The organism is Ferruginibacter albus, from assembly GCF_020042285.1.
In the GTDB taxonomy this organism is placed as follows: Bacteria; Bacteroidota; Bacteroidia; order Chitinophagales; family Chitinophagaceae; genus Ferruginibacter; species Ferruginibacter albus.
Genome location: NZ_CP083388.1, coordinates 2,658,459 through 2,681,506 on the forward strand (window position 1 = coordinate 2,658,459; position 23,048 = coordinate 2,681,506).

General features: G+C 35.7%; 15 protein-coding genes. 5 read left to right on the forward strand and 10 right to left on the reverse strand.

Features of this window, described 5'->3' with window-relative positions; all coding sequences use genetic code 11:
* Positions 1-19 precede the first annotated feature (19 nt).
* The 5 genes from K9M53_RS11480 to K9M53_RS11500 form a co-directional block, all read right to left on the reverse strand.
* A complete protein-coding gene (locus tag K9M53_RS11480; protein ID WP_224014984.1) occupies positions 20-2,143 on the reverse strand; it encodes a glycoside hydrolase family 97 protein in 2,124 nt (707 codons plus the stop codon).
* A gap of 7 nt (positions 2,144-2,150) precedes the next feature.
* Complete coding sequence (locus K9M53_RS11485; RefSeq protein WP_224014986.1) at positions 2,151-3,407, reverse strand: glycoside hydrolase family 71/99-like protein; 1,257 nt, start codon at positions 3,405-3,407, stop codon at positions 2,151-2,153.
* A gap of 12 nt (positions 3,408-3,419) precedes the next feature.
* Positions 3,420-5,351, reverse strand: coding sequence for a RagB/SusD family nutrient uptake outer membrane protein (locus K9M53_RS11490; protein ID WP_224014988.1), 1,932 nt, complete (start codon positions 5,349-5,351; stop codon positions 3,420-3,422).
* A 22-nt stretch (positions 5,352-5,373) separates the two neighbouring features.
* Positions 5,374-8,562: a SusC/RagA family TonB-linked outer membrane protein gene (locus K9M53_RS11495; RefSeq protein ID WP_224014990.1), complete on the reverse strand. Its 3,189-nt coding sequence runs from the start codon at positions 8,560-8,562 to the stop codon at positions 5,374-5,376.
* Between the two features lie 435 nt (positions 8,563-8,997).
* Positions 8,998-10,707, reverse strand: a complete 1,710-nt coding sequence (locus K9M53_RS11500) for a DUF6377 domain-containing protein (RefSeq protein WP_224014992.1) — start codon at positions 10,705-10,707, stop codon at positions 8,998-9,000.
* Between the two features lie 536 nt (positions 10,708-11,243).
* Between K9M53_RS11500 and K9M53_RS11505 the strand changes: the two genes are divergently transcribed.
* The 3 genes from K9M53_RS11505 to K9M53_RS11515 all read left to right on the forward strand — a co-directional run bounded on the left by K9M53_RS11505 (position 11,244) and on the right by K9M53_RS11515 (position 15,720).
* A complete protein-coding gene (locus K9M53_RS11505; protein ID WP_224014994.1) occupies positions 11,244-13,916 on the forward strand; it encodes a sugar-binding protein in 2,673 nt (890 codons plus the stop codon).
* A 172-nt stretch (positions 13,917-14,088) separates the two neighbouring features.
* Positions 14,089-15,012 (forward strand): EamA family transporter, encoded by a 924-nt coding sequence (locus tag K9M53_RS11510; RefSeq protein WP_224014996.1) that lies wholly within the window; start codon positions 14,089-14,091, stop codon positions 15,010-15,012.
* A gap of 69 nt (positions 15,013-15,081) precedes the next feature.
* Positions 15,082-15,720, forward strand: a complete 639-nt coding sequence (locus K9M53_RS11515) for a Crp/Fnr family transcriptional regulator (protein ID WP_224014998.1) — start codon at positions 15,082-15,084, stop codon at positions 15,718-15,720.
* Positions 15,721-15,928: 208 nt separating this feature from the next.
* Here the strand turns inward: K9M53_RS11515 and K9M53_RS11520 are convergent, their stop codons facing one another.
* From K9M53_RS11520 to K9M53_RS11545, 3 genes are all read right to left on the reverse strand, one after another.
* Positions 15,929-16,402 carry a hypothetical protein gene (locus tag K9M53_RS11520; RefSeq protein WP_224015001.1) on the reverse strand — a complete coding sequence of 158 codons (474 nt, stop codon included), beginning with the start codon at positions 16,400-16,402 and terminating at the stop codon, positions 15,929-15,931.
* 268 nt (positions 16,403-16,670) lie between these two features.
* Positions 16,671-18,206 carry an OmpA family protein gene (locus K9M53_RS16135; protein WP_315857661.1) on the reverse strand — a complete coding sequence of 512 codons (1,536 nt, stop codon included), beginning with the start codon at positions 18,204-18,206 and terminating at the stop codon, positions 16,671-16,673.
* A 149-nt stretch (positions 18,207-18,355) separates the two neighbouring features.
* Complete coding sequence (locus K9M53_RS11545; RefSeq protein WP_224015003.1) at positions 18,356-19,123, reverse strand: DUF72 domain-containing protein; 768 nt, start codon at positions 19,121-19,123, stop codon at positions 18,356-18,358.
* A gap of 120 nt (positions 19,124-19,243) precedes the next feature.
* On the opposite strand from K9M53_RS11545, the gene K9M53_RS11550 reads away from it, so the two are divergent.
* A complete protein-coding gene (locus tag K9M53_RS11550; protein ID WP_224015005.1) occupies positions 19,244-19,459 on the forward strand; it encodes a hypothetical protein in 216 nt (71 codons plus the stop codon).
* Between the two features lie 297 nt (positions 19,460-19,756).
* Positions 19,757-19,987, forward strand: a complete 231-nt coding sequence (locus K9M53_RS11555) for a hypothetical protein (RefSeq protein ID WP_224015008.1) — start codon at positions 19,757-19,759, stop codon at positions 19,985-19,987.
* Between the two features lie 49 nt (positions 19,988-20,036).
* Here K9M53_RS11555 and K9M53_RS11560 read toward each other — a convergent pair whose 3' ends face one another.
* Both K9M53_RS11560 and K9M53_RS11565 read right to left on the reverse strand, forming a co-directional pair.
* Positions 20,037-21,635, reverse strand: a complete 1,599-nt coding sequence (locus K9M53_RS11560) for an ATP-dependent DNA ligase (protein WP_224015009.1) — start codon at positions 21,633-21,635, stop codon at positions 20,037-20,039.
* On the reverse strand, positions 21,632-22,645 hold the full coding sequence (locus K9M53_RS11565) for a ligase-associated DNA damage response exonuclease (protein WP_224015011.1): 1,014 nt from the start codon (positions 22,643-22,645) through the stop codon (positions 21,632-21,634). The genes K9M53_RS11560 and K9M53_RS11565 overlap by 4 nt, the downstream gene beginning before the upstream one ends.
* Positions 22,646-23,048 lie beyond the last annotated feature (403 nt).

Below are 23,048 nucleotides of genomic sequence, written 5' to 3' on the forward strand. Positions count from 1 at the left end.
AGAAAATATTTAATAACAACTATCGTACCTGAACAATAGAAACCGCAGCACCACCTCCATTTGCCAATGAAAGTGATAAACGACTTTTATTAGTTACAGTAATTTTTTTAATTGCATAAGCTTCAGGGTTTGTTTTCCAGTCTGCATTGGCCGCATCTCCGTAGACAGTAGCCATATATTTTTTCCCTTTGTCCAAAAAAGATAGATCTACGGTAAAATTTCTGCTGGTCTCATCTGTAATTGCTCCAACAAACCAATTATCAGTTCCTTTTCCTTTTCTTGCCATTACCACATAATCGCCGGGCTCCGCGGCAATGATATTTGTAGTGTCCCAATCAACCGGAACATCTTTTATGAATTGAAACGCATCCGGATGTGCTTCATAATTTTCAGGCAGATCTGCCGCCATTTGCAAAGGACTGTAAATAGTTACATACAATGCCAGTTGTTTGGCTAAAGTAGAATGTAACTGACGGGTTGAATCAGAAGAATAATATCTTAATTTAAATATACCCGGAGTATAATCCATTGGACCACCCATTAATCTTGTAAACGGTAATATTGTTTCATGATCACATGGGCTTCCATGGCTAAACGCATTGTATTCATTACCTCTGCCTGCTTCGCTCGCCACCCAGTTTGGATAGGTACGTTGGATTCCTGTAGGGCGCATCGGCTCATGAACATCTATCATGATATTATAATCTGCGGCTTTTTGTGCTACGCGTACATAATGATTCACCATCCATTGACCGTCATGATACTCTCCTCTTGGAATTATTTTTCCAACATATCCTGTTTTAACTGAGCTATAGCCATTATTCTTCATAAAGCGAAAAGCAGTATCCAATTGTCGTTCGTAATTAGTAACACCTCCGCAGGTTTCATTATGCATGATTATCTTAACACCCTTTTTCGCTGCATACTCCTGCAACTCTTTAACATTAAAATCAGGATACGGTGTTACAAAATCGAAAGGTTTTTCTTTCCATGCTCCAAAAGCATCTTCCCAACCTGTATTCCATCCTTCTACCAGTACAGCATCTATTCCATTCTTTGCTGCAAAATCGATATAACGTTTAACATTATTTGTATTACCGCAATGCTTGCCATTGGGAATAGCTTTTCCGGTAGCATCCACACTGTCAGCATAATCAGAATAAGCCCAGGTTCCTTTTCCTGTTTGCATCTCCCACCAAACACCTACAAATTTCATTGGCTTGATCCACGATGTGTTTTCAATTTTGCTTGGCTCATTTAAATTTAAGATCATCCTGGAAGCCAATATATCTGCCGCTTTATTACTCACAATAACCGTTCTCCACGGAGTATGACAAGGCGCTTTCAAATATGCTTTATTGCCTGTTGCATCCGGAACTAAACTGGATGTAAGCTGTTGTGTTTTTGTATCCACGTGCAATTGCATCGCTGAATAATTCAACAAAGCTGCTTCATGAATATTTATATACAATCCATCGTCTGATTTCATCATCAATGGTGTTTGTACTGCATACCTGTCAACAACATTGCGTACACAAATATCTGTGCTGCTGTTTACGACAGGCTGATTATCAATTTCACTTATTTTTGATTTCGTGTATGGGTACTCGTTAGTGTCGTAGTCGCCCGGTATCCAAAAAGCCTGGTAATTTCCTGCCAAATTAAACTGAGTAAGCTCATTGGCTACAGTAAAATAATTGAGCGTTTTTTGCTTAGGGAATTCATATCGAAACCCTACACCATCTTCGAACACCCTGAACACAATATCCAATAACAAATCTGTGTTTTTTTTCTTTAAATGAATTGTTAACTGGTTATAGTGATCACGTATAGTGCTTACCTCTCCTAGAACAGGGTGCCAGGTTTCATCAGCACTTTTTTGTTCGCTGCCGGTCAATTCAAAACCATTGCTGAAAGGTAATGGCCGGGGAGTCAATCCTGCATTTGTCACTAAATCAAACCCTAAAGAGGAAGAATTAATAACAGCTTTTTGATCGTATGTAATACTGTATAATGGCATTCCCTTTTCATTTATTGAAAAGCTTACTTTTACTTTACCCATGCCCGCAGTTAACTCCTGTGCTACAGCAGTTTTAAGCAATCCAAAGCATATAAATAAAATAAAAATTCTTTTAAGCGACATACAGTAATTAAAAATTTGCCAACAAGCCTTTTGCACTATCCATTTTTAGTGACGTCATGTAATAAAACACCTGTTCTAATTGATTCAACTTTTTTACATCGTAATTGGTTAAATAATTAGCCCGCAAAGCGTATAATTTGGCTACAGCTTCTAAATCAGATTGAGATAAAGAAGATTGTACTCCTAATTGTTTTTGTAATTCAGTAAGAAAACTATAACCATATTGAACAGTTGGTTCTATCATCGTTCCTTCTCCATAATCGTTCCATGTTATCAATTGCACATAATTAACCGGTTGTTGCAATGCCAATGAAAGTGTTTGTGCAAAAGTTGAAGTACTGCCACTTCCATAATCGATGTTGAAATTAGCATTATTCGGCCACCCACCTTCATCATAATAATTATTAAAGCCGGGATAAACACCTCCTATCTTTACACCACTTCCATTATAATAATTAGTCAGATTGCCTATGTTGTTTGATTGTACCCAGGCAAAGTCTCCTGCAACATTAGTCCCTCCTTTGCTTTTACTTCCTTCATATGTGAAGAAAGCCGGGGGTGTTGACATTACAGAAAAAATATCATTCCAATCAGAAGCATTTTGAACAGGACCAAATGGACCGAAGTCTAATAACATTGGTTTGCTGTTATATACTTCATACGTTGAGTTGACATCTTTAAAATAAGTGCTTTGGATGTAACTCATATCAGCCTTAGCCTGTGTTACTTTGCCGTTGGTAGGAGCATCTTTCAAATTCTGATCTTCATAAAGTATAGCATATTTTAATCCAACTTTAGAAAGACGGGATACTACTGCATTGGTATTTACAACATTTGATTGATAATCGCTAACATCCATTGTTCCCGGCCAATCGATAAAAATACCATCTATACCACTTAATTTCATTAGTAAAAGCTGGTAGTCGATCAATACAGTATCTCTTGTTGAATAAGGCCCGGTATTTAATGGATAATAATGTGAAGCAATTTGCCTTTGTCCTCCACTGATAATATTTGGATTTTTAGTAGCCATCGTCCAATGTAAGCCCCATGCTGTGTTACTGCCTGTATAAGGAGGCGCAATAAACCAGGGCATGTAATGCGTAAATATTTTTTTATTGCTGGTTTTTGCCACAGCAACCGGAGCATAAGCCCTAATATTATTATCCCAGGGTATTGGAACTACACCATTATTATCGGTTGAAGATTTACCACAACCGGTAATTATTAAAAGTATGGTTGATATTGCTATTAAATTTTTCAATAAATACTATTATTAATAAGGATAGTTATTTCTTTGAATAGCTGTGTTAATAGATATTTCCTGAGCCGGTATCGGGAAATGTTGTGCTTTGATCTGTGTACCCGAACCACTCCAGTTCCCTGCATTTATTTTACTGAAATCAGGACCTGAATTTGTTTTAGGATTGTATTCAGTAGAACCATATAAATAATAAGTTGCTTCCTGAGAACCAATTCCCCAACGACAAACATCAAACCACCAGCCGCCTTCTCCGAATAATTCTACATAACGTTCATATTTTAATGGATCGTTTGCTAATTCATCGTTAGCACCTGTAGCTTTTGTAGCTGCAGTAAGGCTAGCATAATCAAATGCATGAGAACCGCCATACGCTCTGCTATGAACTTCGTTAATATAATGAAGCGCATCAGAAGGACTGCTCGTCATACTGGCTTCTGCATATAATAAATAAACATCTGCTAAACGAAGCATGTAAATATTGGAAGCATCGTTACCACCATATGCCAATATTGAATTTTCTGTAGTAGCATATTTTCTGGAGTTCCACCCCCAAAATGCTGTACGATCTGAATTAATGATAAATGCTTTACCTACAGGAATTGTAACAGGGTATTGAGCAATAGTGCTATTAGATGGCCGATGATCAACACTATATTGTTGCTGACAGCTATCCACCCATGGTTCTAATGCACAAACAAATAATCTTGGATCAACTGTATTATTTGTTCTCGCAGCTAACGAATTTTGATAAGAAACATGATCCATCATATAAGAAGGACTTGATGCACTGTTTTGACCTACTGCATTAGGATTAGCTTCATATGTATAAACAGGCAGATCAAAGCCAAAGCGTCTTAAGCTTCTATCATGCACAAAGAATTTACAATAGTTATTACCCATATTAGCAGAAGTACCTCCATTGCCATCTCCATTACCCAAACTATCAACACCCAACGCTCCAATAATAGCAGGCGCCCATAATTCACCGGCGTCTGTAGTTAAGCTTTGTTTATAGTTGCTGCTAAAAAGAATACCGCCTTGATCCGCTTGTCTATCTACATTGATCTCAAATAATGACTCTGAATTAAACTCATTCGCAGTATTTCCATTAAATGCATCTTTATATTGAGAATAATTCATTAATTGCTTACCGCTATTATTGATTACATCTAACAATACGGGTCTTGCTTTATCATATTGCTTAGTAAATACATAAGCTTTACCTAACATTGCTTTAGCTGCCCATTCTGTAATACGTCCTTGATTTGTTGCATCGTAAGTAACTCCTTGTAAATTAGCTACCGCACTATCCAGATCTGTAATGATCTGAGACCATACCTGGTATGCACTACTACGAGGCAAATTGGTTTCCTGGATATTGGTTGCAAAAGTTAATGGCATTGGAACACCTAATACATTAGGATCTTCCGGTTGCGTCATATCTATATATTTCTCGCCATAAAAACCTTCCAACAAGAAATAATAATAAGCTCTTAAAAAATAAGCCTGTCCGGAAAGCGCTCTTACATCTGCCGCATTTTTATCCCCGTAGGTTATTTGAAAATATCTTGCCCTGTCAAAATACACATTCATTGCTGACACGCCCGTATACAATTGCGCATACAAGGCAGCATTGGGTGTATTAGTTACATTAATATTATTGGTTAAAAAATCTCCTCCTTGTATGGTAAAGGGATTACCTGCCGAATTTTGCGAACAAAAGCTATGATCGCATGAAAGTACCAGCGGCAAATACTGGTAACCATATAAATTGGCATTACGGAAATTAGAATAGCCGGGAGTAACAAATGTAGTAAGATCTGCAATTGTTTTAGGGTAGTTATTATACACCGGTTCATTAGTAGGGTATAAATCACCGGGTTCTTTGAAACAACTCGCCAAACCAACAACGGCAATTGCTATAACTATTATTTTTTTATACATTGTATAGATAATTTTAAAAAATTTAGAAATTAAAATCAACACCTGCAGTATATAATCTTACACTTGGATATTTTGAAGGCCCGTCAATACCACGAGAAGTGGTTGCTGCGCCTACTCCTTTTTGATAAGCAGAACCGTCTGCATTTCCCACTACATTACCGTTTACATCAAGCCCCAATATCTGGTATTGACTTCCTAATTCAGGATCAACACCGGTATAACCTGTTATGCAAAAAACATTGGTAGCCATTACATACACACGAATGCTTTTAATTTTTGCTTTAGTTAACGTATTATTTGTAATCGTATACCCAATCTGTATATTTTTCAATTTAACGTAGCTGCCATTTTCAACAAAAAAGCTGCTTGGGGTAGTGTAATTACCGTTAGGATCAAAATTAAATCTGCCAAATCCGTCTACATAACCAACGCTTGGATATTCTGTTACCCCATTGGTGACACCATTGTGAGTAAAGCCTGATGCCTGGAATACTTTAGAAGTAACGTTACTTCCATTCAAGCTTTCAAATTCATAAGGAGTAACACCATTGTATAAGGATACCCCTAATGCGCCATTAAACAATAAAGCTATATCGAATTTTTTCCAGGTAGCGGTAAAGTTTAATCCGAAGGTTACTTTAGGATATGGGTTACCGATAGTAGTATCATCTTTATGATCAATTATATGGTCCCCGTTTCTATCTGCATACATCAAGTCTCCAATTTTTGCACCAGGTTGAGCTACCTGTGCTTTTGTCAGATCATCTGCATTTTTAATAACTCCTAATGATTGCAATCCCCAGAATTGTCCAAAAGGCTGATTGATGAATGTACGTGTCAACGCCAATCCGTTCCACATACTGGTACCGTAAGGATAGTTTGTATTACCATCTGGCAAACCTCCATAAACATCTGTTAACACTTTATTGGTATTAAATGAACTGGTCAACGTAATTGAATAGGACAGGTCTCTTTTTTTACCATTATACCCTAAAGCAATATCGAAACCACTGTTTTGTACTGTACCAATATTTTGAGTATAAGTTGCCGGAGTTACAGCACCTCCGCTAAACCCTGTACCACCTGCAGGAGAACCGGAACTTAATGCGATTGGGGTATTAAACAATAAATCAACTGTTTTCTTATTGTACCAATCAAGCGTTAACGAAAGTTTTCCATTAAAAAATTGAGCATCTAACCCAATATTGGTTTCTTTTGTTGTTTCCCATTTAATCCCTTCATTAGCCGGGCTTTCCTGGGTATAGCTAACCTGCCCTGTTCCGTTTGGTTGAAAGTTTTGAATAAGCCCGTTATTATAAGCAACAATATATTTATAATTACCAATATTACTATTTCCAACTTCCCCATAACTAGCTCTTAATTTTAATTGACTGATGGTTGGTTTGAATTTCTTAAAGAATACTTCTCTATCAATATTCCATCCTGTAGCTAAAGCAGGAAAAACACCTGTTCTGTTCAAATTACCAAACGTTGCATATTTTGAATCCCTACGAACAGTTAATGTTAAATAATAGCGTTTGTTATAATCGTAATTAAGTCTTCCAAAAACAGAGCGTTGCAAATCCTGATTATCATAAGCACCTTCTATTCTTTGTCCGCCTCTATCTATGGAAGAACTTGTTGGGATGTAAGCAAATGTGTTACCTATAACATTTTGCATATCTGCCAATAAATTTTCTGTTTGATTATTATATTGTTCGTAGCCTGCTAATAAATTAGTGGTATGCTTACCCCAATCATGATCCCATGCTAATATATAAGCATTTAATGTTTGTGAATAATTTCCAATATTTCTATATAAGTGATTTTGAACATTACCATTGTCATTCGTTAATGGATTTCCGGTATTATCAAATTTATTTTGGAATAAATTGTTTTGATAACCGGATGAAGTATACCCGAAAGTGGCTCTAAAGGTTACATATTTAATAGGAAGTTTCGCTTCCAGGTAAGCTTGTCCCTGAAAATTGTTGGAAGGAAATTCAAAAGTGGCTGTTTTAACTTGTGCCACAGCATTAAAGCCGGGATAACCAAAAGGATAAATACCCCAGGCTGTACCCGGATCAGCAGAATATAAAGGTCCACCCTGGAATACCGGTTGAGAGTTAAATGGCGTGCTTACGATCGGCGTTTTTACAGGGATGGTTTGTCTTGTCCAAACGTTCATTTGTTCACCGATCTTGATAGCATTCGTAAGTTTGATCTCTGTATTGATCCTAGCACCTGCCATGTGCGATTCATTATCTAAGAAAACACCTTTTTGATCATTATAAACTCCCGATAAAAAATAGTTTACATTATTACTAGGACTGGCACCTGAAATGGATAATGTATAATTCGCTTCGCTACCGTTCCTGTATAATTCTTTGTTCCAATCAATTGGTAAAAAGGCAGCGATGTCTGCTGCGTTATTAGGATTTGTATAGTTTCCGTCCTTAATATCTTTTTTGTATTGAATAAAGTCATCTTTATCCAACATCTGAATTAAATTAGGGGTAGAAACACCATAACGCACCCCCAGGTTAATGCTTGGCGTAGCGCCTTTACCTTTTTTAGTAGTAATGATTATAACGCCGCCGGCGGCAGATGCACCATATATGGCCATTGCCGATGCATCTTTTAAAACACTCATGCTTTCTATATCCTGTGGATTGATATTATTACCATTCGCTTGCTGTACTCCATCGATTACATACAACGGGGCAGGGTTGTTTAAGGAAGATACCCCCCTGATGGTTATTTGAGAAGTTGCGCCCGGCTGTCCGGAAGGCGTAACTACATCCACACCGGCAACACGACCTTGCAACAAAGTAGCCGCGTCCTGCGTAGCTAGGTTTTTAACCGCCTCTCCTTTTACCTGACTTACCGAGCCGGTTACATCTTTTAATTTCTGTGTTTGATACCCTACGTTTACAACAACTTCCTCCAGTTTTTTAGAAACGGCGGACAATTGTACGTTTACACTGGTAGTACCTTTAATACTAACATCTTTTGGATCAAATTCTGCAGAAGTTACTGTAAGAAAATTTATACTATCGGGAACGGTTATGCTAAAGCTACCATTATCATTGGTAGTTACGCCTTTTGTGGCGCCCCTGGCAGTTACCGTTGCTTTCGGGATCGGTTTCCCTGCTTCATCTTTTACAGTACCGTTAATGGTTCTGTCCTGCGCAAATACTGTTGTTTGCAATAATAGCAGAGTGACAACGATTGCGGAAATTCCGAGAAGTCTTTTTTTAAGCATAAGCAAGCTTCGTTTTTATTTTAAAGAGTTAAGTTTTTCTGTTTTATAATAAAACCCGCAGTATTAAATCATTAAACTTTTCAAAAGAAGAAGCCATTTGAAGGAAGGATAATCTTTAGTACAACAAGCCATTAATCGTTTTTAAAATCTGAAAACAACACAGCAATCAGTAATATATTAATTCGCAAAACACCTAAATTACACAAAACGAATATAGAAAATCTGCTAAAGCAAGCACAACTTATATTTAGGCTGTATAGAAAAAAAACAATAAAAATATACTAATTTTTTATGTAAATGATTGATAATCAAAATTAAATTATCATATTATACAAATAAAAATATAGCATATATAGCGCAATAAATTTTAAAAAAAATCGATTAAATCGTCTTAATATTCATTATCCTTTTTTCGAATTCCTCGTTGGGAATGATGGATTTGTTCTTAATCCTTGTTTTATAGGTATTTATTGTGTTCACCGAATATTCCAATATCTGTGAGATCTTTCCTATATCATTGATCCCCATCCTGATCAAAGCAAAGATCCTAAGATCGGTATTTAGTATCTCTCCGTCTTTTAATTCAACCCGGTCTTCTTCTTTAAAGAATTGATTAAATTCTTCGACAAAATGCGGGAAAATGCGTAAAAAGGCTTTATCAAAGTTCCTCAGCAGGTCTTCTTTTTCTTTGCGAAGATTAATGCTGTTCACCAAAAACTTGATTTCTTCTATTTTGCGATCGGCAATTTTTTGCTCAACCGATTTTTTAAATCGTTCTATTCTATTAAAGAACTCAGAATTGGCATTGAAAAAATAACCAATATACTCTTCTTTTATTTTATTCGCTTCCGACAATCGGAAATTAACATCGGATAATTGTGCATTGGTTTGTGCCAACGCCTCATTGATCTCTTGTTCTTTAACATGCATTTCAGATAGCTTACGATTGGTTTCTGCCAACTGCTGGTTTACCTCATGTTCTTTTTGATGAGCATCGTAAATCACTTTTTGCGCATGCTTTAATTTTACTACCTGCCTATATACCGTTATTGCCAACACTACTACTATCAATAGTAAAAAAGTAATAGCTACTGCATAAGTGATCAATATTGCTTTCTGAGATTCAACCTTGTTTATTTTTTCTGCTTCAATTAAAGGTAGAATGCTGATCAATTGTACCTTTCGCTGTCTTGCTCCATAAAACGCTGCATCGTTAATAGCGTATTCAATATACATTGATGCATCTTTAACGTTACCCTCCTTATAAAGTAATTGGGCAAGATTGAACATTGCCGATGTTTCTTTAGTAGAAGATTCTATATCAGCTGTAGCAGCATCTGCCAATAAATAAATAGCAGAGTCTGTTTGCTTATTCTGGATGTAAATATCGCTAAGTGTAGAAGCAGTTAGTGCCAATTCGTGTTTTGACAAGCCCCCTCCTGCTATTAATTTTTCAAAATTTATCTGAGCGCTTGCTTTATTACCGGAGCGTATATCTTTCAATCCGCTGTAATAAGAATAATTAAAGGATGAAGGAGTATAAAGCGCTAATGCTTTATCCAAATAAAAACCACCTTCTTTGTTGTAAACAGGCTTATGATAATCATCATTGGCATAATCAGCCATGTCATAAAAATAGCGGGCCTTTACTGCATAGTATTCCGCTTCAATGCTATCCGGCAAATGAGAAGTATGAATAGCATCCAATGTATCTGCTGTTTCCTTAAATAAACCGGAGGATAATAAAGTGAAGCTTACTAAAATTCCTGAATAGGCGATTTTATTGGAGTCTTGCAACCGATAGGCAATTTCGTGCGCCTTGCGTGAATATTGATACGCAGAATCGTATTTAAAAACCTTGTAAGCATTGTACAATTGAACACTTAGATCATACTGTTCAGCTAAATTACTTTGCGATACTGTGGAAAGCTTTTCCTGTAATCTCTTTATTTCTGCTTCTTTTTGTCCATCATACTCTTTTTCTTTTTCCATTATTTTATTCAACTCAGACAGTTTATCAACTGCAATGGATTGAGAAAAACCGGTAAACAAAAAAGACAAAAAAATAAATACTGTTATTATGTATTTCATCTTAATAATCACAGGCTTTTAACAGAATTTGTCAAAAAGGGGGAACCTGTGGGGTTGCAATTTATTTCAAAAAATTTAAACATTCTACCAATTTTTAAATATGTACTAAATACATGACGATTTTCGAAAATTTTAAATAATGTTTCTGTCAACTCTTTTTCTTTGTAAAATCTTAACTTTCTAATTATAAAATGTAAAAAACTCAAAAGGGATGCTACCGTTTTCCATGTGCTAATTTTATAGCGAGATTTATACGGGCATATATAAAATTAAAAACTATCTATTCTAAATTGTTGATTATAAGCAGTGTCTTTTCAAAACAATTAGGATTTCTAAAATTTGCATCATACTACATCAATATAAATTGTTGGTATGAAGATTTGTATCGTATTTTATAACTTCAAAGCATCAATTGCACTTCAAAAACCATCTTGCTATAAACCTAAGTATGAATTTGCGCTATTCCATTGGCTGTTTTGTATGAAATACACATTATAGCTTACCTAAACTTTGTTAACCCGGCTTAATAATCTTTGATGAAAAAAACCTTACAACCTTTAGTCATTTTTCTTTTTTGTTTAATTAATGTTATCGCATATTCTCAACCGGTAGCTGTTACAAAAAGCAATCCGTTAAAAGTGTATATGCACTATATGCCCTGGTTTGATGCTCCCGAAAACCCGGTTGCCGGAACAAACTATTCCTGGGGATATCATTGGAAAATGAATACCAGGAACCCTAACCTCATTGATACAAATGGAGAAAGGGAAATTGCCTCTCATTATTATCCTTTAATTGGCCCGTATTCGAGTAAAGATCCGGCTGTAGTTGAATATCATTTATTATTAATGAAATTGTCGGGCGTAGATGGTGTATTATTGGATTGGTATGGACAAACAGGATCTAACAGCGATGTCGGAAGCCTTTTAATAAATTCCGATTCATTAATTAACAAAACGCAAAGTGCCGGTATTGATTTCGGCATTGTGGCAGAAGATCGGTTTTGGAGAAATATACAGGATGGACAAAATGCTTTTACTTACGCAAAGAATAATTATTTCAACCAACCTAATTATATCAAGATCGGTACCAATAATGAACCGTTGGTAGGTGTATTTGGTCCGATCACTTTTCATAATGCAAATTCATGGACACAGATATTAGGAGCAGCAGGGCAACCTGTACAATTTTTACCCGGCAGTTTTAACAATGACAATTTAGGAACTAACGTAAATGGTAAGTTTGATTGGGTGTACAGTAATAGCTTTTCCGGCTTACTTAACTTTTATAATAACAATGCTCCTACTCTAAATACTGCTATTGGCGCAGCTTTTCCACGTTTTTATGATTATTATAAAGAGGGCGGAGCAGGTAATACGTTATTTTTTATTGCTGATAATAACGGGCAAACATTGGACTCTACTTTATCATTAGCCAATAAATACAGTTCCCGCATTGATGCATTGCAATTAGTAACTTTTAATGATTTTGGAGAAGGTACCATACTGGAACCTACGGTAGAATTTGGTTTCAGAGATCTTGCGAAAGTGCAGCGCTTTACCGGAGTGCCTTATACAGAAAATGATCTGCAACAGGTTTATCGCTTATTTACATTGCGTAAAAAATATTTGAATTATGCAGATAAGCAATCTCAATTAGACCAGGTTTACACTTATTTTACCTCGTTAAAAATTGACAGCGCTGTTGCTTTAATGGATGCTATTGATAATGCCCCTACTGTTTCGTTGAAGGCTACTGGCACACCATCGGAAGATGGCGCCACCGGAAGCTTTGTTATATCAGGAACAAATATAAAAACAGCTGTGACTGTTACATATACTGTGGGTGGTACGGCGCCCGAAGCCCATTACAATGCGTTGCCATTACTAGCAGGTACGGTTACACTAGATCCAGCAAACACAACAGATACTATTTTAATTAATGCTGTTGATGACACGTTAATAAATCCAAAAGAAACCATTTCATTAACACTCAATACCGATACTGCTTACTTTATTCAAAATGCCACCGCAACGCTTACCATTAAAGACAATGAAGTCCCTTTCTGTTCAGAAGCAATGGTAGTAAATACTAGTACTGGTCCTGTAATTGATGGCGCTGCGGACCTGATATGGTCAAAGGTTACACCGAATTATATTTCGCAAATAATAAGCGGACAAATACAAACAGGCTCTACCTGGCAGGCAATGTATGATGCCGCTAACTTTTATTTATTGGTAAAAGTTAAAGACACGAACAGAAGCACTATCGGCGCCAGTATTTGGGACCAGGATGGCGTAGAGGTTTTTCTTGCAGGCAATAACAGCAAAGCAGGCGCTTATACTGCCAATGATCATCAATACCGGTTTAACTGGAATATTAAACCTTTTACAACAGACAATATTACCGGCAGCACCAACAATAAAGCCGGCATAACATATGCCATTGTTACTACCGCTGACGGATATACGCTGGAAGCTTCTTTTCCGTGGACTACTATTGGTGGCACCGCTCCTTTTAACGGGAAGCAAATTGGTTTTGATATTGATATTAATGATCAGCATGATAATAAAGGGCAAAGAGAATCTACGGCGGGTTGGTATGGCACCAATAGTGACGACTATCAAAACACAGCAGGTTTTGGAACTGCAGAGCTAACAGTCTGCAATGCATTAATAGATTCTGTTAAACCTGAAATAATTATTACAGACACTGCCAAAGGAAAACAATACAATCCTTTTAGCGGTTACCAGGTAATTGCCAACAATTCTGCTGCAACATTTAATGCCATTAATTTACCTGCTGGGTTAAGCATTAACACTAACACAGGATTTATTACGGGAACTCCTGCAGATTCGGGTTATTATTCGTCTATTATTATTGCGGCTAATGCAATTGGTGCAGACAGCACTTTATTAATTTTTAAAATTGATTCTACTCAGCTGCCGGTAATCGCTACCAGCATTTACCCTAATCCTGTTTTTAATAATATTATTTATATTCCTTTTATAAAAAATAGCAGCCCGAGTTATACTATCCGATTGATCAGTTCAACAGGACAATTAATTTATCATACTGTTATTGTTCCGGCTATGGGAGATAGTAATTATCAATTGCATATTCCATCTTTACCTACTTCAGGGTTTTATTTGCTGGAATTATTTGATGACAAAAACACTCGCAAAGTTTATAAGGTTATCATTCAATAGTTTACTGTAACGATCATTGCGTGAGGGATTGAAGCGGAAATACTTTTTGCGAGGAACGAGCAAAAAGATTGAAGCGGAAAGCCCGACCCTTGCGTTAGCTTGGGGCACGCCATTAATAAATCCCCAATAGCTAATTAGAAATTACAGATTTCAAATTGTTATATTTACAATAATGGAAATCACAAGCACTTCTGCAACACCTTCAAAGAGTTTGGTTATTGCAGCTTTTGCAGCTGTTTATCTTATTTGGGGATCAACCTATGTTGCCATAGTGTTGGCATTAAAAACCGTTCCTCCTTTTCTGTTGGCGGGCATACGCTTTTTTGGAGCAGGATTAATTTTATATGCCTGGTGCATTGCTAAAGGAGACAAAACTCCAAATATCATTTCGATATTAAAAAATTCGTTAGCAGGAATACTAATGCTTTTTTGCGGCACTACCGCATTGATATGGTCGGAACTGTATTTACCATCAGGCGTGGCAGCCATTGTTGTAGCAAGTGTTCCGTTATGGATGATCTTGCTAGATAAAAAACATTGGGAAATAAATTTCTCCGACAAGTTTATTGTTATTGGTCTATTGATCGGTTTTAGCGGGATCATTTTATTATTCAATGGAAAAACATCTTTGAACTTACATGATCATGACCAGTTGATCGCCTTTGTTGTATTGTTGATCGGCAGTATGCTTTGGAGTGCCGGTTCGTTGTATTCCAAGTACGCAGCAAGCGAAGGAACTACATCAATGAAAGCCAGCATACAAATGTTAGCTGCCGGCTTATCGGGTTTTATTGTAGCGTTTGCTGTTGGAGAGCAAAAACTATTTGCATGGCAACAGATCAGTACATCATCTATGCTTGCAATAATTTATTTGATCACTTTTGGATCGTTGGTAGGTTATATTGCTTACATCTGGTTATTAAGTGTACGTTCTGCTGCTTTGGTAGGCACGTATGCTTATATTAATCCTGTAGTGGCAATGTTTTTAGGCTGGCTGTTGGTAAGTGAAACAATATCGTTTATACAGGTAATAGCATTGATAGTAATTTTAGTTGGTGTGTTATTAGTCAACTTTTCGAAATACAAGAAGTATTGAGCGCTTTTAAAGTTGACATATTTGTCATTATGGGCATTTGAGGTTAAATTTGTTTTACTAAAAATTGCTATGGCTTTACGTAATAACCTCATTCACATTTCCTCTGTGATCAATAAATGGGATACCAAGAAAGGTCCTTCTCCTTTATCTAAATTTTTAAAAATGGTGCATCCTGAAATGGATGAAGCTCCTTTGAAATATGTGGATGAGCATTGCTTTACTTACAATGTGAAAAAAGGAACCTTGCTTTTGAGAGAGGGTGAAATTTGCGAACACCTGTTTTTAATTTTAAAAGGTGCCGTGAGGGGTTATATACGTGATGAAAACAAAGAGATCATAACCTGGATAACACTGGAAAATGAAATGGTTACCTCGATAAGAGGCATGTATAAACAAGAACCTTCACTTGAATATATTGAGGCGATCGAAGATTGTGAACTGGTTGGTGCTACTTTTCAAGACCTACATTATTTGTACGACAATTTTAAGGACATGAATATTGCCGGCAGAAGACTTTTAGAAAAATATTGCATGGATGCAGATGCACGTGCAGAGATAGGCCGCTTGTCTAACGCTACTACCCGCTATAAAAGATTTTTAGAAACACAAAGTCAATTGGCAAATCGTGTTCCGCTTACTTATATTGCTTCTTACTTAGGTATTACGTTGGAAACATTGAGCAGGATCCGTAATAAGATGGCTAAGTAAAATTATCTTCTACAGTAAGATCAGTGAGGTTCATAAATCCTATGAGGACAGGGCATACCACATTCTATGGTTTATATTTCTCGCACAACAAGCTAAAGATGCATAAACTCTTCTTAATCATAGTAATTTGATAAATAAAATAGTTGATTACTAAATCACACTTTTAAACGCTTTCATCTTCTTCCGTTGAAGAAAATAATATCGAATTTTAAGAAAGGCTGCTTACTTCTTTTAAAAGATCATATTGGATGTCTTCATGCAGGCTATTAATTGCTGCAAGTATTTTTTTAATTTGTTGATCGTATAACTTTTGCAATGCTGCACTTCTTTTTATAGGTATATTAAAGGTTTTTACTAAAGTACAGAAATGAATAAGTATCATGGCTTCTGTCTGTTTGTCACCTGTATACTTCACGTACTTATTCGAATTACGCAAAATTCGTCGTAAATTTTTCTTAGCAATATAAAGGTTCTTTATGTTTACTTCTTTAAATAACTCACTCATTTCAATCTTTATTGCTTCTGTATACCCTTCTACATCATGCGCTTCAAAAAGTAAATAATTAAGCAATTCTTTATTTTCCTTTTTAAATTTTGCAAGACGTATACAAAGCTCTTCCATCTGTTTTGCAGAAATGTTTTGTAGCTCCTGTTTCAATTCACTAATACTTGCTGTTTTCATAGCTTAAAAAATAATTGCATTTAAGAAATAAATCATAAAGTAACTTCATTTAGTTAATATCGATAATACCACATCTGAACTTGCTTTAAATTTATAAACTAAATCTTTGTCTATTTATCCATATCTTTTTATGCCATTGAAGATCTACTTGAAACAAAGGGAAGCTTTTAGTTTTTCCCGCTCTCTAATTGTTCGTGCAAATGAAAGTACACTTAATACAAAAAATGGCTGTTTAAAACAGCCATTTATCTAATGTATTCTTAGGGATTTAATAAGTTGTCTCTAACTCTACTCTCCTATTCTTTGCACGTCCGAGAGAGGTTTTATTATCTGCAATAGGATTCGTTTCTCCAAAACCTGTTGCAGTTAATCTTGATTCAGCAATCCCTTTTTGAATCAAATATTTCTTAACTGACTCGGTTCTTTTTTGAGATAATTTCAAGTTATAATCATCATCGCCTACATTATCTGTATATCCTTTTATAACAAGATTAGCAGATTCATATCTTTTAAGTATATCCACCAGGGCATCTAATTGCACTAAAGATGACACTCTTAGTTTATCGCTATTTGTTTGGAAGAATATTTTACTGGCTATTTGTGTTATTCTTCTTATATCCACTTTAGACATTTCGGGACAACCTTTATTTGCAATTGTACCTTTTACTGCAGGACAACGATCATCAATATCCGGCACTCCGTCTCCATCTGTATCTGGACAACCTTTTAAACTTGCTGGTCCGGCTACATCAGGGCAACGGTCTTCTTCATTCATAACTCCATCCTTATCATTATCCATTGGACAACCATTGGCATCTACTTTAACGCCTGGTTTGGTATCAGGGCATTTATCATCCATATCAGCAACACCATCATTATCTTTATCAGGGCAACCTTTTAATTCTATTGATCCTGCGATTGTAGGGCAACGATCATCAATATCCGGCACTCCGTCTCCATCTGTATCAGGGCAGCCTTTAAATGCAGCTGTACCGGCTATTTCAGGACAACGATCATTTTTATCAGCCACGCCATCACTATCTTTATCCGGGCAACCTTGTAAGGATGCCGGGCCTGCATAATCAGGACATGCATCCAAATAATCAGGTGTGCCATCATTGTCTTTATCAAGAGGACAACCTTTCATATCTACTGTAACTCCTTTAGGAGTATTAGGACATTTATCTGCATGATCTGCTACACCATCACTGTCAGAATCTTTTTTCTTTCCAAAATTAAATGTCAATCCTAAAGAATGAAAAGCGTATGCATCATTGCCTCCACCTACCTTACCATCCTTATCATCACCAGTGGTATACATAAACATTTCTTGCAGGTTAAGCATTACAGAATTGCTTAGCCTGAAATTAACACCTGCGCCAAAAGATGGCACTGCATAATCAACTGTATTAGGATTGATGTTTATATTCTTATCAAATAGTAAAGCACCTCCACCAACAAATAGATAAGGTCTTACTGCGTGGCGAGGGCTTAAGATATTGAATCGAAGGTTTAAAGAAATGGTACTGAGATTATTTTTGAAATTTATAGAATCATGTTTTGACCCAACAATTCCTCTTGTTGCTAAAAAACTTATATCAAGGTGTTTTCCTAAATATCTTGAAACAGACAAACCGCCAAAGCCAAAAAAGCCGGTATTTGTTTTATAAAAGTCATTGCCCCAATCTCCTTCGTATTGAGTTGCGCCTCCATGTAAACCAATATTCCATTTTTTGTCTTCCGTTTGAGCATTTATTGCCACTGCAGATAATATGCATAAGCAGCCTAGTAATAGTTTTTTCATCTTTATACAATTTTGTTTACTATTACTTCTAATAACTATGCCTAAATATTTTTTCTATTAAATCATCGCAGAAAAGCTCTTTTATAGAGAAGATTTTTTTACAGTGAGTAAAACTATCTACATTTAGAGAAGTATGGGATATTAATAATTCACATCGCAAAATATTTATGACTTAACTCTTGTAATGTCCTGGCATTATTAAAAGCATCTCCTATAGTATTATTAAAGTATACATAAACATCTTTACCCCCTTGCATATATTCTTTTATTTGTTTGCTCTTTGCTTCTAAATACACATCATCATAACTTCCTTTGTAATCACCCAACAAACCATGAAACCTTATGAATACAAAAGATGCCTGTTTATTTACCCGGTTACTTTTTATTTTGGAAAAATCATGTAACACCATAGACGCTTTAAATTCATCTAGTAATTCAAACCCTTCTTCAACATACCAGGACACATCTCTGAATTCAACTGCGATATTCCAGTGATTTGAATGTTTTGAGTCGATTATTGTTTTAAGAAGGTTTTCAACCTGATCAAAATATTTAAGAGTGATCTTGCCGGGAAATTGAAACAGTAGACAGCCCTTCTTATCCCCTAACAACTCTATTCTTTTAAGGAATAAGTCAATATCAGTCTTCTTAAACTTTAATTCTTTTGCATGCGTAATCTCTTTCCAAAGCTTTACTGAAAATTTAAAATCAGCCGGAACTTCTTTAGACCATTTTTCAAAAGTAGATGACAAAGGAACCTTATAAAAAGTACTGTTCAATTCCACAGAGTTAAATAAGCTACTATAATATTCAAGCCTGCTTTTATCATGAAATTCTTTAGGGAATGTTGATTTATTCCCCGGCAGAACTATATTACTCGTTCCTATTCTTAAAATGCCAATTTCATTGCTTTTCATAAATAACGATCAGTTTAAATTGTGCCAGAAATTTAAATTATGCTCCTTAATACAATTATTCCCAGATCATTAGAATTTATAATGGCACTATTGTTGAATATTTTAAGAAAAATTATTTATATGAAAGTTTTAGGATTTATTTTAATCGCTGCCGGTATTCTAATGTTTGTATTTCACGGTATAAATTTTACAAAAGAAAAAAAGGTAGTGGATATTGGAGCTATAGAAATTAATAAAAATGAAACAAAACGTATAGAATGGCCCACTTATGCTGGTGTTATTGCGTTATTAGGAGGAATTACTTTACTTGTAATAGACAAAAGAAAAGAATCTTAAAGCAATTATAAATTGTAAGATTAATTGAAAAGATTACATGATTTACAGAAATGCAACTCTACGCATAGTTTTTGCAATCATCAACTCGGTTTTTCATAGGATATTGGATTTAAAACGGGCGGTATTTTTATACTGCCTTCTTTTCTCAAGTAATTAAAGTATTATTTGTTATACGTGCGTTAGTTTTTTGTTCGATATTCATCCAATTGAAAAATCGCAAGGCTCAAAGAAAATCTTTGAGCCTTACTTATTTAATTATTGGTATCGTAATTGTCTTGGTTTAAATAAAGAAAAATTATGGATAGAATAATTGCACCGAACGTATTTGATAAAGTAAAAGCAGAATTGGAAGAATTAGACAATGCCTTTATTGAGGTAAATGGAAAACAACTTAAACCAAGCAGTTGTTACTATATAGGCTATAATCCTCCACACATCCTTTATAATACTAATTGTCCGGATAGTCTCAAACTACATATTGAAAAAATACTCTCAAAATACACTTCATTCAATGAAAGTGAACTATAATGACTCAGATTTTAAAGGACTATTCCTTAAAATAGATTTGATTGACTACTTATTTGATTTCATATTTATTCAATAATTTTTTCAAATCATCCAATGTATTTATATCATTAACCGTTTTATCTTTTCTCCATCTATAAATCCTTGGAAATCGAAGTGCAACACCACTTTTATGGCGACTACTTTTGGCAATGCCTTCAAATGCTATTTCAAAAACCAACTCAGGTTTAACGGTTCTTACGGGTCCAAATTTTTCAATCGAGTTTCTCTTAACAAATGAATCTACTTCTGCAAATTCCTTATCGGTCAATCCGCTATATGCTTTCGCAAAGCTTACCAGCCTCTCGCCATCTTTAACGGCAAATGTGTAATCCGTATACAAATTACTTCTCCTCCCGTGACCTTTTTGGGCGTAGATCATCACTGCATCAATAGTCAACGGATCTATTTTCCATTTCCACCAATCTCCTACTTTTCTTCCAACCAGATAAGCAGATGATCTTCTTTTCAGCATTAATCCTTCACTCCCTACCTCTCTTGCTTTTAATCGAATAGCAGCCAAATCATCCCAGGAATTAAAATTTATTATAGGAGATAATTTTAAAACAGCGTTATTCACGGATTCAACTATGTGTTCCAACTGAGCTCTTCTTTCTTTAAGTGTTCTTTCACGCCAGTCATTTCCTTCATATTCCAACAGATCATACGCAAAAAATGCAACAGGGGCTTCATCTAAATTTTTTCGTGTTACATTCTTTCTTCCTATTCTTGTTTGCAAAATATTAAAGGATAAAGGCATGGTTTCTCTGAAAGGAAGTATCTCTCCATCCAACACTGTTCCTTCAGGCAATAAATCTTTTAAAATAAAATACTCCGGAAATTTATCTGTTATCAATTCTTCTCCCCTGCTCCATACAAATAATTCATTATTGCGTTTAATAATCTGTCCCCGAATACCATCCCATTTCCATTCTGCTGACCACTCATGTGGTTGGCCTAATGTTGCAGGTTCAGCATCCAATGCATATGCCAGGTAAAAAGGATAAGGCTTTGATATGTCTTTGAAAGAATGTTCTTCGCTTAGCAATTCGTCGAATAAAGTTGTTGATGGATCCCAGTTGCCGCTAATGTGATGTGCGATAACAGAAGGCGAAAGGTTTACAGATTTTGCCAACGAATTCACCATTGATTTTTGAGAAACACCAATGCGAAAACTACCGGCAATTAATTTATTAAAAACAAAAATTTCATGCTGACTCATTTTACCCCAGGCATCCGCAATAAATTCCTTCTTTACTTTTTCATCCGCTTTCTCCAATGTTTTTAATGTTTCTAAATAATGCCAAAGAGGATAATTATCTGTTGTACTTTTATTACCTGTTAATATCAATGCAATCGTTTCCCCTAGATCGCCTACGGTATGATAACATTCTTCGAACAGCCATAAAGGAATATCGGTAAGCTGCGAGCACCATATATGTAATAAAGAAGAGTTTACTATGCGCTTTGGTCGTCTTCCACTAAACAATGCAATTACCCAAACTTTGTCTTTATCATCTGCCGTAGAAAAATAATTTTCCAATGCCTTTAATTTGTCATTGGTTTTTGTAGAAGTTGCCAAAATAGTTACTAGCTCTGCAAACTGTTTCACGGTAATGGATTTGGTTCAACAATTGTTTCATCTTCATCTCCATACTCTGTCTTTACTTCTGCTGCTTCAATCCCCTGTTCATTCAAATAACGACTGAACGCTGACTGAAATCCATGAGTAGCAAACACTTTTTGTGCACCGGTATCTTTAATAGCAGTAAGCAAACCATTCCAGTCCGCATGATCGCTTAATACAAAACCTTTGTCTGCGTTACTTCTGCGGGTGTTTCCACGTACCTGCATCCAGCCACTGCAAATGCCCACTTCATATGGCTTAAACCTGTTTATCCAGGGAGAACTTTCAGAACCGGAAGGAGCAATGACTACACATCCTTTTAGTTTTTCTTTAGGTGTTAATGGAGTAATTAATTCTACTTCGGGAAGATGAATACCGGCATTTATTAATGCCTGGTGCATATTCCATACAGCGCCGTGTACAAAAATAGTTTCTGTTACTTCAGACAAAGGCTGTAATAATCGCTGAGCCTTTCCTAAGCTGTAAGCAATCAACACACTACTTACCTGCTCCTGCTGATTTTGTTTTATCCATTGTTGAATATTTTCATACACTACTTTTTGAGGCAACCATTTATAAATAGGCAATGCGAAGGTTGATTCTGTTATAAATGTATTGCAACGAACAGGCTCAAAGCTTCCACTGATGCCGTCATTTTCTACTTTATAATCGCCGCTGAAAACCCATATTTCATTTTTATACTCAAGCTTTACCTGTGATGAGCCAATGATATGCCCTGCGGGATGCAAGGATATTTTTACTCCGTTTATCGTGATCACTTCATTCCATTCTATACTTTGATAATTATTTTCTCCTAACCTTGCTTTTAATATCGCCGTGGTATAGGGATGGCAGAGATAATGCCCATTGCCGTTTTTTGCATGATCGCTGTGTGCATGTGTGATAATAGCTTTATCAACAGATTTCCATGGATCAATGTAAACATTTGCAGGTGGACAATATAACCCTCTATCAGAAAATTCAATTAAAGCCATACTTAAAATTACTTAAGTCAATTTATAAATACTATTTAGTCTCTTCAAACAAATGCCTGATCTTAACCACTTCCAAATCCAAGTCAACCTTTTAGTTGGGATGTTACAGCTATCCAACTATTCAAACTACATAAGCAAGAAAAACTCTTCAGGCTCCCATCAATGATACTATATATTTTGCAGGCGAGGGAACTTATAATGTATTTCATCAGGAACTGCTGAAGCTTTAACTAGAGGAGAATGTTGCACAATTGATTGGGTAATGGTAATATTTCAGCTTCTTTATTAGGTTTAAATCTAAAATAACTTTTCTCCATGAACAGTAACTGACTTCTAGATCAATTTAATTTATACATAAATTAAAGTATGCAAATAGCATGTGATTAAATTGAAGAAAATAACA